The sequence below is a fragment of the Pontixanthobacter sp. CEM42 genome (genome assembly GCF_017812015.1).
Lineage (GTDB): Bacteria > Pseudomonadota > Alphaproteobacteria > Sphingomonadales > Sphingomonadaceae > Pontixanthobacter.
The window spans coordinates 1,459,331-1,473,771 of sequence record NZ_JADQTN010000001.1; the positions used below are offsets into that span (position 1 = coordinate 1,459,331).

Here is a 14,441-nt window from a genome sequence, read left to right on the forward strand (position 1 = left end):
GAATAATTATCATTAGCGTTAGCTTCCGAATCGTATTCTGGAGAAACGCCGATGAGCACGCCTGAAGATTCCGCCCCCACACTGTGCCTGCCACTGCCAACCGCCTGCACAGATCGCACAATATTGCTGATGATGCGCCGCATGGGCACGCATGGATTGCGCGATGCTCAGGCTGTGATGCTAGCGATGCGATTTTTCGGAACAGGTTTCCGCCAGCCCTTGGTGCTGCTGCGCTGTTTCATGGCTGAGGTCGCACAGGCATCGGAGCGGAGCATCATGCTCTCTCCCTGCTGCGCACGGCGGATGACGCGTGACGAAGGGCTGCTGCTGGAAACACTAGCGATGTGCCGCCAAAACCCGTCGAGAGCGAAAGGGGATCTGGGTGAGCTAACCGGCTGCGAACACGCTTGCCGCGCTTTCACAGTCGCGCAGGCGTTTAACAATGCGCTCGCAAACGCAGGTCGGCAATTGGAAGGCTGATCAGCCGCTGGCCAGCAATTCCTCGATTTGACCAAGGCGTTCTTTGCCAAAGAACATTTCATCTCCGTCACCCGCATTGACAAAAAACGTTGGAATACCAAACGCACCCCGCTCGACCGCCTTGTCGGTGTTGTCCATCAACACTTGCTTGACCGACGGCGCTTGCGTTTTCGCAAGCAGATTGGCTGCATCGAACCCGGCGTTCGCCAAAACCGGTGCAATCGCCGCTGCATCGGTTGCATCCACACCGTCTTCCCAAATCGCGGGCAGCAATGCATCGAGCAGCTTGCTACGTTCGTCGCCCTCAACCGCGCACAGCACGCGCTGCAAAGTCACCGAGTTAAACGGAAATTTCGGGTTCATTTTCCACTTGGTCATGCCGTGCTTGACGATGAAACGGTTCATCTCCAGCATCGCATACTCGTTCTTGCCCTTGACCTCACCATCGCGAATAAAGGGCGGCGCATTACCCGTCAGCTTGTGCATTCCAGCAAGGAAGACAGGCGTGATTTCAATGCTCGCCCCATGTTTCGCTGCGATATCCTTGAGCGGATAATAGGCGAAATATGCGTTGGGGCTGACGAAGTCGAAAAGTAGTTCGATGCTCTTGGTCATTGTCTTCTTTCTCAATCGCGGCAGATAGTGCCGACCTACCCCATGAGGGCTTCCATAACCGGGCTGGCTAGACGGCCAGTTTCGCAATCGCCGGTAGGTTGCTCGTACACTATCACCCCATCGACGAACCAGCGAGGATTGCTGGCAACGGCAGCATTATAATAGCAAACAGCGCCCTTCGACCCGTCGATCTTTACAGCGATGACTCGGTTGTGATCTCCGCAATTATGCGCCTCGCAGGCCCGGGATTGCATGTATCCGTCAACACCATCGATCGGCACGACGACAGAAAGGTCCTTCAATACAGTGCTTTCCAATTTGGAGGAGGACAGCGCGGTTCGCACAACTCGCTGGACAGCTTCATTACCGTCGAATGTTTCGCCGGCGACTTCTTCGAAGGGATAGTGGTTGAAAAATTTCGCCAGATTCACTTCGGATGCGTGGGCAATCAATGGCAAACAAAGGAGCTGCGAAGCAAACAACAATCTCGTAAATCTCATCAAACCGATCCCTTCATTCACAACCCTTGCGCAAACGCATCACAGCCCAGCTACACCCAACGCCCCGTCCATATCTTCGATCAAATCCTCGACATCTTCGAGTCCGACATTGACGCGGAGCATACCCTCAAGCACGCCCATTTCGGCGCGGTCTTCGTCGGTTAGGCCCGCATGGGTGGTGCTGGCGGGATGGCACATCAGGCTGCGGGCGTCGCCGATATTATTGCTGATATCGATGAGTTGTAGCGCATCGAGGATCGCGTGGGCTTGGGCCCGGCCGTCTACCACGAAGCTGAAAATCGGGCCGCAGGCGTCCATTTGTTGTTGCGCGAGATCATAGCTTGGATGGCTAGGCAGGCCCGGATGGAGCATTGTCCCACCCGCCGCAACGATCCGTTCTTCCATAAACCGGCCGAGCTTGAGCGCGGTCTCGCTCTGCTTGTGCGCCCGCAGGCTAAGCGTTTCGAGGCCCTTCAACACCACCCACGCATTAAACGGCGCGATGTTGGGGCCGGTATTGCGTTGGAATGGCAGCAGCGTTTCATTGATGAACTCTTCACTCCCGCAGACGGCACCGGCGAGCACCCTGCCCTGCCCGTCCATCAGCTTAGTCGCCGAATAGGCCACCACGTCCGCGCCAAATTCCATCGGGCGCTGCAATGCAGGAGAACAAAACGCATTGTCGACCACTGTTGTGATGCCATGCGCGGTCGCCAGCTTGCAGACATATTCCATGTCGACAATGTCGAGCGTCGGATTGGCCGGACTTTCGAAGAAAAACACTTTGGTGTTGGGCCGGATTGCCTTGTCCCATTCTTCATTCACCGCGCTATCGATCACGGTTGTCTCTATCCCGAAACGAGGGAGCAAATGATCAACCAACCAGCGGCATGAGCCAAACGCAGCTCGCGCCGCAACGCAGTGATCACCCGCCGAGAGCTGGCAAAGCAGAGCCGCGGTCATCGCCGCCATCCCGCTCGCTTGTGCGCGGCATGCCTCTGCACCTTCCATCAGAGCAATCCGTTCTTCCAGCATTGCCACGGTCGGGTTCTGCAAACGCGAGTACGTCATCCCGTCATCTTCACCGGCGAAGCGCGCGGCGACGGTTGCAGCATCGTCATATGTATAGCCCGAGGTCAGGAAGAGCGCCTCGCTGGTCTCACCATGCTCGCTGCGCCAGGTGCCGCCGCGCACGGCCTGCGTTGCGGGGCGCCATTTCTGCGTGACCTTGCGGTCCATTCCGGTGGTCTTTTTCATAGTGGCTAGGCTGTAGGCGGCGCGCATTGCAGCGGCAAGCGCAAGCTACTCAGGAAAAGCCTTCTCAATCGCAAGGTCAGCTATTTCGCCACGCCCGACCGCATCAAGCATTGACGCGCCCTCGATCACCGCGAGCATATGGTGCGCGGTGCCGCTAGGATCGTCCAACCCTTCGGGCAGATGCTCTTCTAGCCAAGCCAACATCGTCCCCATAATCCGGCCCGAGCTCTGCGCCCAATCGGGTTCGCCAGAAACGCCGCCAGCCACTGATTGCCACCATAAGCGCAAAAAGGGCTTGAACGGTTCGCTGCGCGTTGCCGCCATTACTTGATCGATGCACGCGCGCAGCGACGTGGTTCTACCCTGGGGGAACGCGCCGTCCAAGGCCGCTGCATAGATATCCGCCAGATGCGATAAAAGCTCATCCATCAGCTGCTGCTTGGATCCGAAATGATAGAGCAGCATCCGGTCGCTGGTGCCCGCAGCCTTGGCCATCGGGCGAAGGCTGGCGTCGGAGAACCCATGCTGCAATGCATAGGCCGCCAATTGCGGGAGCAAAGTCTCTCGCGACATTCGTTTCCTGGGCTGAGGTTTGCGAGCCATAGAGGGCTTGTAGCGAGTGCTACATATCGCTACAAGTGTAGCATCTGCTACATACGACTCGGAGTCGCAATTATGACCGTTTTCGAAATCCTCGCTCTCGCTGGCGCTATCGCTGTTGTACCGATCATCGCCTATCTCGCACTTGCCGCTAAGCTAAAAGAAAGTGCGCTGATCGCCGCTGCGCTATCGGCTGGCTTCGCTGCATTCACAGCGGTAACGATATGGGCGGACGGGGTGATGCCCGTGATCACCAATCACACGACCAATCTGTGGGGCGTACAGGTTTGGTATGACCTGCTGATGTCGGTGGGTATTGCGCTGCTGTTTGTAGTGCCCCGCGCGCGTCAGATGGGCATGAACGTACCGCTATGGGTGCTGTTCGTCGGCTCTACCGCCAGTATCGGGCTGATGGCGATGGTTGCGCGGCTGTTCTGGCTTGAGCAATCCACCGCAGAGGATCGGACCGAAAAAGCCACCTCAAATTAACCATAAGATCAGGCAGCCTTGCCCGTATACGGGTGAGGTTGCCGGTCTTCGCTGACGTCATTTTCAACATCAAAGCGGCGCCAAGTGCCGCGAACGCGAATCATTGGCGTCCGGCAATGTTCGCATTTGCTCCGGAAATTCTGGCCATCATGCCAGACGCGGTGCCGGTTTATTCGGTGGCCAGAGGCCAGACATAACAGAGACTTGATCACGATAGATTCCCTTTTTGGGGCGACCCGTGATGGCGGGATGCCTGTTCTCTCTCCCTGCATTTTGCTGTGTTATGACGAAACTTATAGCACAAATGCGGCATGATTTTCAGACCAAAAGGATTACCAAATTACGAATTCTGAACGCGCTTGCCGTGAATCGAAAGCGCGATTAACCAAGCACAGATGGCCCAAGCTCCCGAAAATCGAGATGATCCAAGAGTTTGGACTTGGATCATTAGCTTGGCGTTCTTTGCACTGTGCCTGATCCGTTTGACGATCCCTACAGCACCCTATTTCGATGAAGTGCATTATCTTCCGGCAGCGCGCGAGTTGCTGATGAGTGGCGAATGGCTCAATCGCGAACATCCGCTGTTTGGCAAGATCATCCTGGCAGCCGGAATTGCCCTGTTTGGTGATACACCGTTGGGCTGGCGGATTTTCCCCGCTCTGTTCGGCACACTCGCCCTGTTTGCGTTGATGCGGGCGCTGTGGTTCGCGAGCCAATCACGCTTCGCCAGCATCGCTTTCGGCATCTTGATGGCGACAGGCTTCATGCTTTTTATCCATGCACGGATCGCCATGTTGGATGTGTTTATGGCGGCGTTCTTTGCGGTTGCCATTTGGCAATTTGCGGCCGCGATCAGACAGCCCGAAACGGGCCGTTGGCGGTTGGCAACCACGGGCGTGGCTCTTGGCTTAGCAATGGGGTCGAAATGGAATGTCGCCATCCTCGCGATGCTGCCCGGAATAGTGTTCTTCGCGTGCCGTTTGACGGCTGGACGCAGGCGGTTGCTAACCAGCCAGAGAGGCATTCCGATACCGGGCATCTCATTGCTGGAGGCGTTTCTGTGGTTGGGAGTGGTGCCGTTAGCGGTTTACTGGTTGACGTTTTTACCAGCATATTTCGCCGCGGAACGACCGTTAGAATGGGGCGGATTTATTGCCTTGCACCAGACCATTCTCGATCTGCAAAGCTCGGTCAAGCAACCGCATCCCTACCAGAGTAATTGGCCCGACTGGATGCTGAATCTGCGCGCGATCTGGTATTTGTACGAACCAATAGACGGGGCGCAGCGCGGGGTTTTGCTGATCGGCAATCCTCTGACGATGGTACTCGGCTTGCCTGCGCTCGCTTGGTGCGCGTTTGTTGGCGTCACTCGCAAGCGATGGGACGCTTTGGCTGTTGCTGCGATGTATGTTGTTAGCCTCGGCATGTGGTTGTTCGCCGACAAGCCAATCCAATTTTACTACCACTATTTCCTGCCGAGCATCTTTCTGCTCGCCGCGCTGGCGCTGGCGCTCGACGAGTTCTGGAAGCGCGGTGTTAAATGGGTGGCGGTAGTGGTGCTTAGCGGCAGTCTCGCACTGTTCGGTTGGTTCTATCCAATCCTCAGCGCGGCGAAGCTCAATGGGCCGCAATCATTCCTCGTTTGGACTTGGCTGGATAGCTGGCGCTAGGACGAAGGCCTTTTCCGGAACCGGAAATACTCGAACAGCGCCGCCACAACCGCACCGGCAGTCGCAAGCGCCATATCCTTCTGCGCGTCCCACATATCGCCTTGCTGGCCATTATATGCGTCTGCCTGTCCCGGAGCCAAAGTCAGCGTCAGCAACCATTCGAAAATCTCATACATCGCGCTCGCGGCAATGATGAACTCAACCGCGACATAAAGCGCCCGACCGGGTGAGACCGACCAATGTCGCACCAGCGCCTGCGAAAGCGGATGAACCAGCAACGCACCGAAGCTGAAATGGACCAGCCGGTCGTAATGGTTCCGTTCCCAGCCGAATATATCACTCAGTTCGGGTAGCCCTATTCCCGCGAGCCAAGCATCATACGGAACGTAGCTGTAGATGTAGCGCGCACCGATTGTGTGCAGGACCAAGAATGCACCGATGCAGAGCACTGCGCTGTTCGGCATCGACCATTTGTTAAGCGCCCAAGCCAGCGCACCCAAAAAGACCAGCGTCGGTCCGCTCTGTAACGGTGCAGTATGCGGATAGGGCGTGCCGATCAGGCAAAGCAGCACAAACAGTCCAACGCCAATGATCACTTGAAGCTGAAACCGTGGCAGCTTTGTGAGCATCAGAACCGGCCCCAGACGAATCGGCTAGACAATGCGTAATTCCAGACCGACCCGATGATGATCCCCGCCCCGACCGCTAGGATTGCGTGAACGCCGCGCGCTTCAAGCAATGTAGCTACCGCGATATTGGCGAAAGCACCGACTGCACAAGTCGCGCAGAAACCCAGCCACCCCTTCAGGATTGCGCCTGCACCTCTGAGCCGCTTGTCGCGATAGGTAAGCCAATTATTGAGCCAGAAGTTGAAACTCATGGCGACGAAAGTGGCGGTGGCCTGGGCAACCGCAAACGCAATCATTGCCCCGTAAAACGCCGCGCCGAATATTGCGAAGTGGACCAACACACCCAGCGCGCCAACCGTTCCAAACAAAGCAAACCGCGTCGGGATCAGTCGTCCGAAAAGGCGCTCGTAGAGGCCGACGAGAAATTCAAAGATCACCGCGCGATCAAGCTTGCTTTGCCCGCTCCGACGCTCGGCAAATTGCTGCGGGATTTCCTTCACGCGCGGTGCTGGCGATGATGTCGCCAGAATGTCGAGCAGGATCTTGAAACCGATACCCGACAGCTTTGGGGCAAGGTCGCGAACCCGCTCAGTCTCAAGCAGGAAATATCCGCTCATCGGATCGCTGAGTTCGACGCCAGTGATCTTGCGCGCGATACGATTGGCTAATGTCGAGCCGCGCTCGCGCCGCAAGCTCGCGAGTCCATCTGCACTCGCCCCTTCAGCAAAACGGGAAGCTATGACTATATCCGCTTCGCCGCTTTGCACCGCCTCCAGCAGCTTTGGTAGCAAAGCCGGATCATGCTGATGATCGGCGTCCATCAGAGCCACATAAGGGGCAGCTGTCGCGCACATTCCCTCGATCGCGGCGGAGGCTAAACCGCGTCTTCCGATCCGCTGGATTACGCGGATGCGCGGGTCATTCTGCGCCAGACTTCGCGCCTCATCAGCAGTGCCATCATCACTGTTGTCATCGACAACAATCGCTTCCCAGCCATCGGGACCCAACGCCTCCTCAATCCGTGCCACCAACGGTGCCAGATTGCCTCGCTCATTCAACGTTGGGAGGATGATCGCAAGCTGGAGAGTCACCGGATTATAAACGCTCCAACACTGCATCGCCAATCGCCGCCGTGCCCAGATCACCACCCAGATCACCGCCGCGAATACCATCAGCGAGTGCCTTCGATACGGCTGCCTCAACGCGCGCGGCCTGCTCTTCTAGTCCAAACGAATGCCGCAGCATCATCGCAACCGACAGGATCGTTGCCATTGGGTTAGCCAATCCTTGCCCTGCAATATCCGGCGCACTGCCATGGATCGGTTCATAGAGGCCGAAGGTGCCGAACTCGGTTTGCCTCTCACCGAGCGATGCGCTTGCCAGTAAGCCGATCGAGCCGACGCACATGCTAGCGAGATCGGACAGGATATCGCCAAACAGATTGCCGGCCAGCACGACATCGAACTGGCTTGGATCTTTGACCATCTGCATCGCGGCGTTGTCTACATACATATGCGTCAACTCTACATCGGAATACTCCGAGGCTACCTCAACCACTACATCGCGCCACAGCTGGCTGGTCTCGAGGACATTAGCCTTGTCCACGCTGCACAGACGCGAACCACGCTTCTGCGCTGCTCGGAAGCCGGCATGCGCAATGCGGCGCACTTCGCTCTCGGAATAGGACATCATGTCCCACCCCTCGCGCTGACCATCATCCGTGGTACGCATGCCCTTATCGCCAAAATAGACATCACCGTTCAGCTCGCGGACGATCAGCATATCGATTGTTCGCGCGAGTTCAGGTTTCAGACCCGACATGTCTTCGAGACCCCGAAACACTGTTGCGGGACGTAAATTGGCGAACAGGCCTAGCTCGGATCGCAGACCCAAAACAGCTTGCTCGGGCCGCAAGCGCCGTTCCAAATTGTCGCAGGATGGATCGCCAACCGCACCAAACAGCACCGCATCACAAGCCTTCGCCATATCGAGCGTTTCCGCAGGCAGCGGATGGCCGTGACGCTTATAGGCTATCGCTCCAACATCACCCTCAAACAAGGTCAGTCCGGACAGGTCGAGCGCTTCCAACACACGTACTGCTTCACGCGTGACTTCCGCACCAATTCCGTCGCCAGGGAACACCGCAATTTTCATGTATCTATTTGTCCGTTGATCTTCGCCAATCGCTCGCGAAGGAGCGTTCGGGCGGACATAACATCGCCATAAGTGCCAGCAAGCAAGTGTTTCTCTATCGGCGTAAACAATCGATCAAACGCGGTAAGCGCCTCTGCGAAACCGGCGAACTCGGGGGGAGGACCCCCACCGTACCCCAGCTCGCGCAGCATCAGAGTCTCGTAGCTCACGAGACCCGCCAACCAGCCGCGCGCAGACGGCGCTCCACATATTGCATCGAGCACCGCCTTCAGCGCCGGATAGAGACTGGGATAGGCGTTGCGTTCAGGAAGCACCGATGCGGTCAACGCGGTTACCCAGCTGATCGCTGCCGCAGGAAGCGGCTCGCTCAGCCAAGGGCCACGGCTTTCGAGCAATTCAACTTTCGCAAAAGGCAATTGATTGTCCGACTTCGACCGCAGATCGACCTCAACCAGATTGCCCGGAATAACCACCGGGCGCAGTTGCCGCCCACGCCCACCTGCGACATAGCCCGCGACAAGGCCTTCCCGCTCGGTCAGCATCCGTGCAATCACAGCGGTTTCGCCGTGTGGACGGGCGGAAACAAGGATTGCTGGTGCGCGGAGATTCATTGCTGCGCAAGCGCCCATTCCAGCATCCGCTTGGCGGTCTCGCCGCGTACTTGCCAAGACATGCACCGCACGCCGCCGCCCATCTGGCAGATGCCGCCCGATTGCACGGGAATAATCTCTTTCGATGTCCATTCGCGCATTGATGCAAGCGCCTCAGCATCCTCGGGAATGCCGAATTGCGGGAAGTATATTCGCTCCGGCGTTACCAGCATATTGGTGTAAAGACCGCAGGCCGAGCCGAACCGTTCATCATAGATTGTCGACCCGTCATAAGGCGTAGTGATTTCGTGGATCGTGACGTCGGGCAATCCAGCGCGCAAATCGGCCTTTAGCTTTTCCGCATAGGCTGGGTCTTCAGTGTAAGAATTGATCACCAACACATTGGGCTCAACGAACGCAACGACGCCATCGGCATGCTCAAGACCGCCCTGTTCATCAGCGTCGATAAAGGCAACGTGATCGACATTGGGCAAGCTGGTCAGATATTCGCGTGCCTGCTTCTCGGTGGCGTTATTGTCGGCAAGGAATTTGCGGCTAACCACCACACGCCCAGCGTAGTCATCGACGAAGTTTCCGCCATCATTGAGCCAATCACTCTCGGCAAATTTGACGCCGGCTTCCTCGATCAACTCGGCAAAGTCCTCTTGCACTTCATCGGCAGTTTTTTGCCCGTTACGCCCGCCACCTTGGCCCGCTGCAGTGTAGCGAAACATCATTGGAGAGGTCGCACTCGACAGCGTGAAATCGCGCATCCAGATATCCAACTGCGGGGCGATAACAACGTGCTCTTCGCCCAATGCATCGGCATAGGCGGCGCGATCCTGCTCCGCGACGAGCACCAGAACATCATCACGTTCTGCCACCTGCTTGGCGTAGGCGATGTGGAAATCGCGCAACTCGTCTTTGATATCACTGTAGTAATCGTCGACCGAAGGCGGCCCGGCAAGAACGATCAGTTCCTTCTCGCTGTTCATAGTTTCTTCCGGTTGCTGAGCTTCGCTTGCACTGCACGCAACCAAAAGGCCGCTCGCAAGCAGCGAGAAAGCGACTTTGGTTGGGAAACGAAGCGGACCCACCCGCTTCAAATTACTTGGCCAGCTTGGCTTCAAGTTCGGCCAGGCGTTCAGAGAGCTTTTCGTTCTCTTCACGTGCCTTAGCAGCCATATCTTTGACCGCGTCGAATTCCTCACGGCTTACAAAATCCATCCCGCCCATTGCTTCTTTGACACGTTCACGCGCACTCTCGCGCGCTTCGCGGGTCATACCCGCAAAGGTACCTGCGGCACTGTTAGCGATTTTGACGAAGTCGGAGATGATAGGGTTCTGGCTTTGCATGATCGCTATTTGGGTTTCGCAGGCGGCAATGTCCAGAGTCTTTTGTTTAGCCTCAGGCGCCGGCGCTCACATCCGTTCACTTGGCTATCCTCGCTTTCGCTCCTTATCGGTCGCTACGCTGCGGGCTGGCCACGTAGCCCTATGGCAGCGCGACCGGGAACCGGGAGTGCCCTGAGAGGCCGGGAATGGTCCGGTTTCTGACTAGGAAACCGCAAGCGCGACTGCGCGCCCGAGCTTATGCGAGGTAGCAAGCGAGGCGGATGCCTCGCGCCCGCAGGGCCAAAACAAAAAAACTAAATCTCGATCCGCTGCACAGCTTGCGTTTGGTCAACGCCATCGGCATCGGGATTGAGCTTCAAAAATTCATAATTCAGCAGCGTCGCGAAGCACAGCCACGCCAGATAAGGCAGCAGCAACAGCGCCGCCAATTGTCGCACGCGCCAAAACAGGCCAATCACTATCACTGCCGTGATGACCGAAGCGCCCAGCACGTAGAGGCCGAGCGTCATCTGGTAATTGCCGAAGAAAACCAGCGTCCACGACTGCGCCAGCAGAAAATGCAGGACAAATACGATCAATGCCGCCACTCGTCCGCGCGCTCCCCACGCAGCGCAGATCAACGCGACTGATAGGCCCAGCATTACGTAGAGAATTGTCCACACGATCCCGAACCACTTTGGCTCAGGGAAGATGTCCGGTTTGATCAGACTTTGAAACCACAGGCTGTTCGATCCACCGCCAAATTGCTCTGCCAAGAAGCCTACGAGCAAGCAGGCAGGTACAGTAAACAACGCCCAGCGGAAGAAGCTGGCACGAAGCTGACCTTGAGAAGCGAGAACGTTCATGGAGTCTCCAAAGGTGATTCGCCAAATACGATTCAATGCAGGACTTTGGCGGGGGATGCCGCGTGCTGCAATGGGGTGATCCAGATTGTGCCGTGCTGGGAAGCCTAACCGCCGCGGACTTGCCCGCGTTGAGCCGATATCAGGAACTCGACATTGCCTTCGGGTCCAGTGATTGGACTGCGAACGATCCCTTCGACTTCCCAAGCTTCGCCTTCCAGCCACTCACGGACCTCGTCGCAAACGCGTTGATGCAGTGCCTCATCTCGAACAACGCCGCCCTTACCAACTTCCTCGCGGCGCACTTCAAATTGCGGTTTGATGAGAGCAACCAGTCGGCAGTCTGGCTGGGCAAGCTTCAGCGGCACTTCGAGGACTTTGCTCAAGCCTATGAAGGACGCGTCGCACACTACCCAACTAAAGGGATGTGTGATCATACCCGCCGTCAGGATGCGCGCGCTGGTCTGTTCAAGTACCGTCACCCGATCATCATCGCGCAGTTTCCAAGCGAGCTGATTTGTCCCGCTATCCACCGCGATCACGTGTGTCGCGCCGCCTTGCAGCAGCACATCGGTGAACCCACCGGTCGAACTGCCGACATCCATCGCCGTCACACCGCTCGGGTCGAGGCCAAAATGCCCGATTGCATGCGCCAGTTTGATACCGCCACGGCTGACCCATGGATGGTCACGCCCGCGCACTTCCAATGGCGCATCTTCGGATAATTGCTGGCCCGATTTTGCCATTTTGGTTTCGCCGGAGAACACCAGCCCCGCCATCACTAGCGCCTGCGCACGTGTCCGGCTCTCGACCAGTCCTCGCTCGACAAGCATCTGATCAAGGCGTCTTTTCTTTGGCATAAATTCCATTTTGGTTTGGACCTGAGAAGCGTTAGCGCGCATTGTAACGATAAGAAACTGCTATCCCGTTGGAGCCCCCGTGAAACGACGCCTTGCCATTTGTACCCTGCCACTGCTCGCTGTGACCTGCTGCAAGTCAGCACCCGATCCTGTACCGCCACCGGTTATTCAGGTGCCCGCGCCGACACCAACGCCAACTCCTACTCCCACGCCAGCTCCGGTTCTGGGTGAGCCGGAATATGAGAACTGGCCTGATGCACCGCAGACTGCCGGTGATTGGACCTATCGCGATGACACTAGCCTTAGCTACGCCACCTTCGGCACAGCCGGCAGCGCGGCGCGGTTTGGTGTGGAATGCTCCAAATCATCGCGCAACATTCGCCTCGTTCGCGGTGCGCGCGCATCGGGGACTGTGCCTATGCGGATACGCACCGAAACTGCGCAGCGCTTGCTTGATGCAGCCCCTTCCGCCGATGGACGCCCTATGCTGATCGCCACGCTTTCTGCAAATGACCGGCTTCTCGATGCCATGGCCCTCAGTCGCGGCCGTTTTGCGGTTGAAACCGCGGGAATGGACACGCTCTATCTGCCAGCATGGCCGGAAATTACGCGCGTGATCGAAGATTGCCGGTAGCTGCATTAACGCCGCTTTTTGGAGCGCGCAATTGTGACGTGGAAAAAGATAAAATCAAGCCTTGTGTTGCGGGTCAAAACGACTCACAAAGGTAGTCAAGATCAGCGGCACACGCAGGTCTTGGACCTTCCGGTGAACGGCAGGTTCTGGCTTTCAAGCGCGAAAGGAGGTGATCCGATGTCTCATGGTTCAATTAAGGGGTCGGTTAAGTTCCACACGGGAAGTGCTCTGGGCTAACGCCACATAGAGTTTTCGTGGACGGCACTTCTGGCCGTTGACCATGCGAAAGGCGGTACCTCCTACGGGCGAGGGCCGCCTTTCACTTTTGTTTGGCCTCAAGCGCCGGCGGCTGCATCCGCAGCCTTGGCTTTCCTCGCTTTCGTTCCCTGACGGTCACTTCGCTGCGGGCGGGCCGGTCGGCCCTTTGACTGCCGTGACCAAGGTTCAGAACAAATTCTGATGGCTAGGAATGGCTCGGTCAGCGACTAGCTGACCGCAAGCGCGACCGCGCGCCCGAGCTTCTGCGAAGTAGCCAAGCGAGCCGGATGGCTCGCGCCCGGCGACTGAGGGTTAAACAAAAGACTCTCCCCCTTGCCCTGCAACGCCCCTCCCATTATCCGGCGCACATGGAATTCAAGAGTATCCCCCACCCCTCGCCGACCGCTGCCGATGCACGCGATGCGGCGCTTGTTGATCCCGGCTTCGGAAAGCTGTTCTCCGATCACATGGTGGTGATCGACTATGTGGAGGGACAAGGCTGGCACAATGCCACAGTTGGTCCACGCGAAGCGCTGAGCCTCGACCCGGCTGCATCGGTGCTGCATTATGCGCAAGAAATCTTCGAAGGCATGAAGGCCTATCGCCAAGAAGATGGCGGCGTTGCACTGTTCCGTCCGGAGGAAAACGCGCGCCGCTTCAATGACAGCGCGGACCGCATGGCCATGCCCCGCATTCCCGAAGAATTGTTTATCGAAGCCGTTCGCCAGTTGGTGGCGGTGGACCGCGACTGGTTCCCAAGTGTCGATGGCGGCGCGCTATATTTGCGACCCTTTATGTTCGCGAGCGAGGCATTCCTCGGTGTGCGTCCAGCGAAGGAATACAAGTTCATAGTCATCGCAAGTCCGGCAGGCAACTATTTCAAATCGGGTGTCCCCGCAGTGAAAATCTGGGTCGCAAAGGACTATGTCCGCGCAGCCAAGGGCGGCACTGGCGCGGCAAAAACCGGCGGCAATTACGCGGCCAGCCTAGTCCCGCAAGCTGAAGCTATCGAAAAGGGCTGCGATCAAGTGGTGTTCCTCGATGCCATCGAGCGCAAATGGATCGAGGAATTGGGCGGGATGAACCTGTTCTTCGTGATGGAAGACGGCACCGTCATCACACCTCCGCTGACTGGCACAATCCTGCCCGGCATCACGCGCAACAGTTTGATTCAGCTACTTCGCGAAGAAGGCCTGACTGTCCGTGAAGAACTTTACAGCATCGACCAATGGAAAGCCGATGCGGAGAGCGGTAAACTGCTGGAGACTATGGCCTGCGGAACGGCAGCGGTTGTTACTCCAGTCGGACATGTAACAGGCAATGATGTCGACTTCACGATCGGCAGCGGCGGTCCGGGGCAACTGACGAGCAAGCTGCGCGAGAAGCTAGTTGGTATCCAGCGTGGGAGCATGGACGATACGCATGATTGGGTGATGCGGTTGTGACAACACCAGCACAATCGCATTCCTAAGCTGACGACACTCCTCTAGTATGATACGCTGTATCA

Annotated in this window: 17 protein-coding genes; 5 read left to right on the forward strand and 12 right to left on the reverse strand. The window is 57.3% G+C overall.

Annotated elements, in window-relative coordinates:
- The first annotated feature begins 51 nt into the window (after window positions 1–51).
- On the forward strand, window positions 52–480 hold the full coding sequence (locus J9777_RS06985) for a DUF6628 family protein (RefSeq protein ID WP_209348009.1): 429 nt from the start codon (window positions 52–54) through the stop codon (window positions 478–480).
- Here the strand turns inward: J9777_RS06985 and J9777_RS06990 are convergent, their stop codons facing one another.
- The 4 genes from J9777_RS06990 to J9777_RS07005 are packed head-to-tail and all read right to left on the reverse strand — an operon-like array spanning window position 481 to window position 3,425.
- Window positions 481–1,095: a 2-hydroxychromene-2-carboxylate isomerase gene (locus J9777_RS06990; protein ID WP_209348010.1), complete on the reverse strand. Its 615-nt coding sequence runs from the start codon at window positions 1,093–1,095 to the stop codon at window positions 481–483.
- A 35-nt stretch (window positions 1,096–1,130) separates the two neighbouring features.
- Window positions 1,131–1,616, reverse strand: coding sequence for a hypothetical protein (locus J9777_RS06995; protein WP_209348011.1), 486 nt, complete (start codon window positions 1,614–1,616; stop codon window positions 1,131–1,133).
- 18 nt (window positions 1,617–1,634) lie between these two features.
- Complete coding sequence (locus tag J9777_RS07000; RefSeq protein ID WP_209348012.1) at window positions 1,635–2,852, reverse strand: aminotransferase class I/II-fold pyridoxal phosphate-dependent enzyme; 1,218 nt, start codon at window positions 2,850–2,852, stop codon at window positions 1,635–1,637.
- 45 nt (window positions 2,853–2,897) lie between these two features.
- The gene (locus J9777_RS07005; protein ID WP_209348013.1) at window positions 2,898–3,425 is read right to left on the reverse strand and encodes a TetR/AcrR family transcriptional regulator; all 528 of its coding nucleotides are present in this window, start codon (window positions 3,423–3,425) and stop codon (window positions 2,898–2,900) included.
- A gap of 102 nt (window positions 3,426–3,527) precedes the next feature.
- On the opposite strand from J9777_RS07005, the gene J9777_RS07010 reads away from it, so the two are divergent.
- Both J9777_RS07010 and J9777_RS07015 read left to right on the forward strand, forming a co-directional pair.
- Entirely contained in the window at window positions 3,528–3,941 is a 414-nt protein-coding gene (locus J9777_RS07010; protein WP_209348014.1) for a hypothetical protein, read from the forward strand.
- Between the two features lie 452 nt (window positions 3,942–4,393).
- Window positions 4,394–5,611 (forward strand): phospholipid carrier-dependent glycosyltransferase, encoded by a 1,218-nt coding sequence (locus J9777_RS07015; RefSeq protein WP_245228530.1) that lies wholly within the window; start codon window positions 4,394–4,396, stop codon window positions 5,609–5,611.
- Here the strand turns inward: J9777_RS07015 and J9777_RS07020 are convergent.
- The 8 genes from J9777_RS07020 to J9777_RS07055 form a co-directional block, all read right to left on the reverse strand.
- Window positions 5,608–6,240: a DUF2238 domain-containing protein gene (locus J9777_RS07020; protein ID WP_209348016.1), complete on the reverse strand. Its 633-nt coding sequence runs from the start codon at window positions 6,238–6,240 to the stop codon at window positions 5,608–5,610. The genes J9777_RS07015 and J9777_RS07020 overlap by 4 nt on opposite strands.
- Window positions 6,240–7,358, reverse strand: coding sequence for a glycosyltransferase family 2 protein (locus tag J9777_RS07025; RefSeq protein WP_209348638.1), 1,119 nt, complete (start codon window positions 7,356–7,358; stop codon window positions 6,240–6,242). Before J9777_RS07025 ends, J9777_RS07020 begins: the two co-directional genes overlap by 1 nt.
- Window positions 7,336–8,394: a 3-isopropylmalate dehydrogenase gene (leuB, locus tag J9777_RS07030; protein WP_209348017.1), complete on the reverse strand. Its 1,059-nt coding sequence runs from the start codon at window positions 8,392–8,394 to the stop codon at window positions 7,336–7,338. The genes J9777_RS07025 and leuB overlap by 23 nt, the downstream gene beginning before the upstream one ends.
- Window positions 8,391–9,005 carry a recombination protein O N-terminal domain-containing protein gene (locus J9777_RS07035; protein ID WP_209348018.1) on the reverse strand — a complete coding sequence of 205 codons (615 nt, stop codon included), beginning with the start codon at window positions 9,003–9,005 and terminating at the stop codon, window positions 8,391–8,393. The genes leuB and J9777_RS07035 overlap by 4 nt, the downstream gene beginning before the upstream one ends.
- The gene (locus J9777_RS07040) at window positions 9,002–9,979 is read right to left on the reverse strand and encodes an agmatine deiminase family protein (RefSeq protein ID WP_209348019.1); all 978 of its coding nucleotides are present in this window, start codon (window positions 9,977–9,979) and stop codon (window positions 9,002–9,004) included. The genes J9777_RS07035 and J9777_RS07040 overlap by 4 nt, the downstream gene beginning before the upstream one ends.
- A gap of 112 nt (window positions 9,980–10,091) precedes the next feature.
- Complete coding sequence (locus J9777_RS07045) at window positions 10,092–10,340, reverse strand: accessory factor UbiK family protein (RefSeq protein WP_209348020.1); 249 nt, start codon at window positions 10,338–10,340, stop codon at window positions 10,092–10,094.
- Window positions 10,341–10,633: 293 nt separating this feature from the next.
- Window positions 10,634–11,185, reverse strand: coding sequence for a TspO/MBR family protein (locus J9777_RS07050; RefSeq protein ID WP_209348021.1), 552 nt, complete (start codon window positions 11,183–11,185; stop codon window positions 10,634–10,636).
- 104 nt (window positions 11,186–11,289) lie between these two features.
- Window positions 11,290–12,042 (reverse strand): TlyA family RNA methyltransferase, encoded by a 753-nt coding sequence (locus J9777_RS07055; protein WP_209348022.1) that lies wholly within the window; start codon window positions 12,040–12,042, stop codon window positions 11,290–11,292.
- A 79-nt stretch (window positions 12,043–12,121) separates the two neighbouring features.
- On the opposite strand from J9777_RS07055, the gene J9777_RS07060 reads away from it, so the two are divergent.
- Together J9777_RS07060 and J9777_RS07065 are read left to right on the forward strand one after the other, a co-directional pair.
- A complete protein-coding gene (locus tag J9777_RS07060; RefSeq protein ID WP_209348023.1) occupies window positions 12,122–12,676 on the forward strand; it encodes a hypothetical protein in 555 nt (184 codons plus the stop codon).
- Between the two features lie 626 nt (window positions 12,677–13,302).
- Entirely contained in the window at window positions 13,303–14,379 is a 1,077-nt protein-coding gene (locus tag J9777_RS07065; RefSeq protein ID WP_209348024.1) for a branched-chain amino acid aminotransferase, read from the forward strand.
- The last annotated feature ends 62 nt before the right edge of the window (window positions 14,380–14,441 follow it).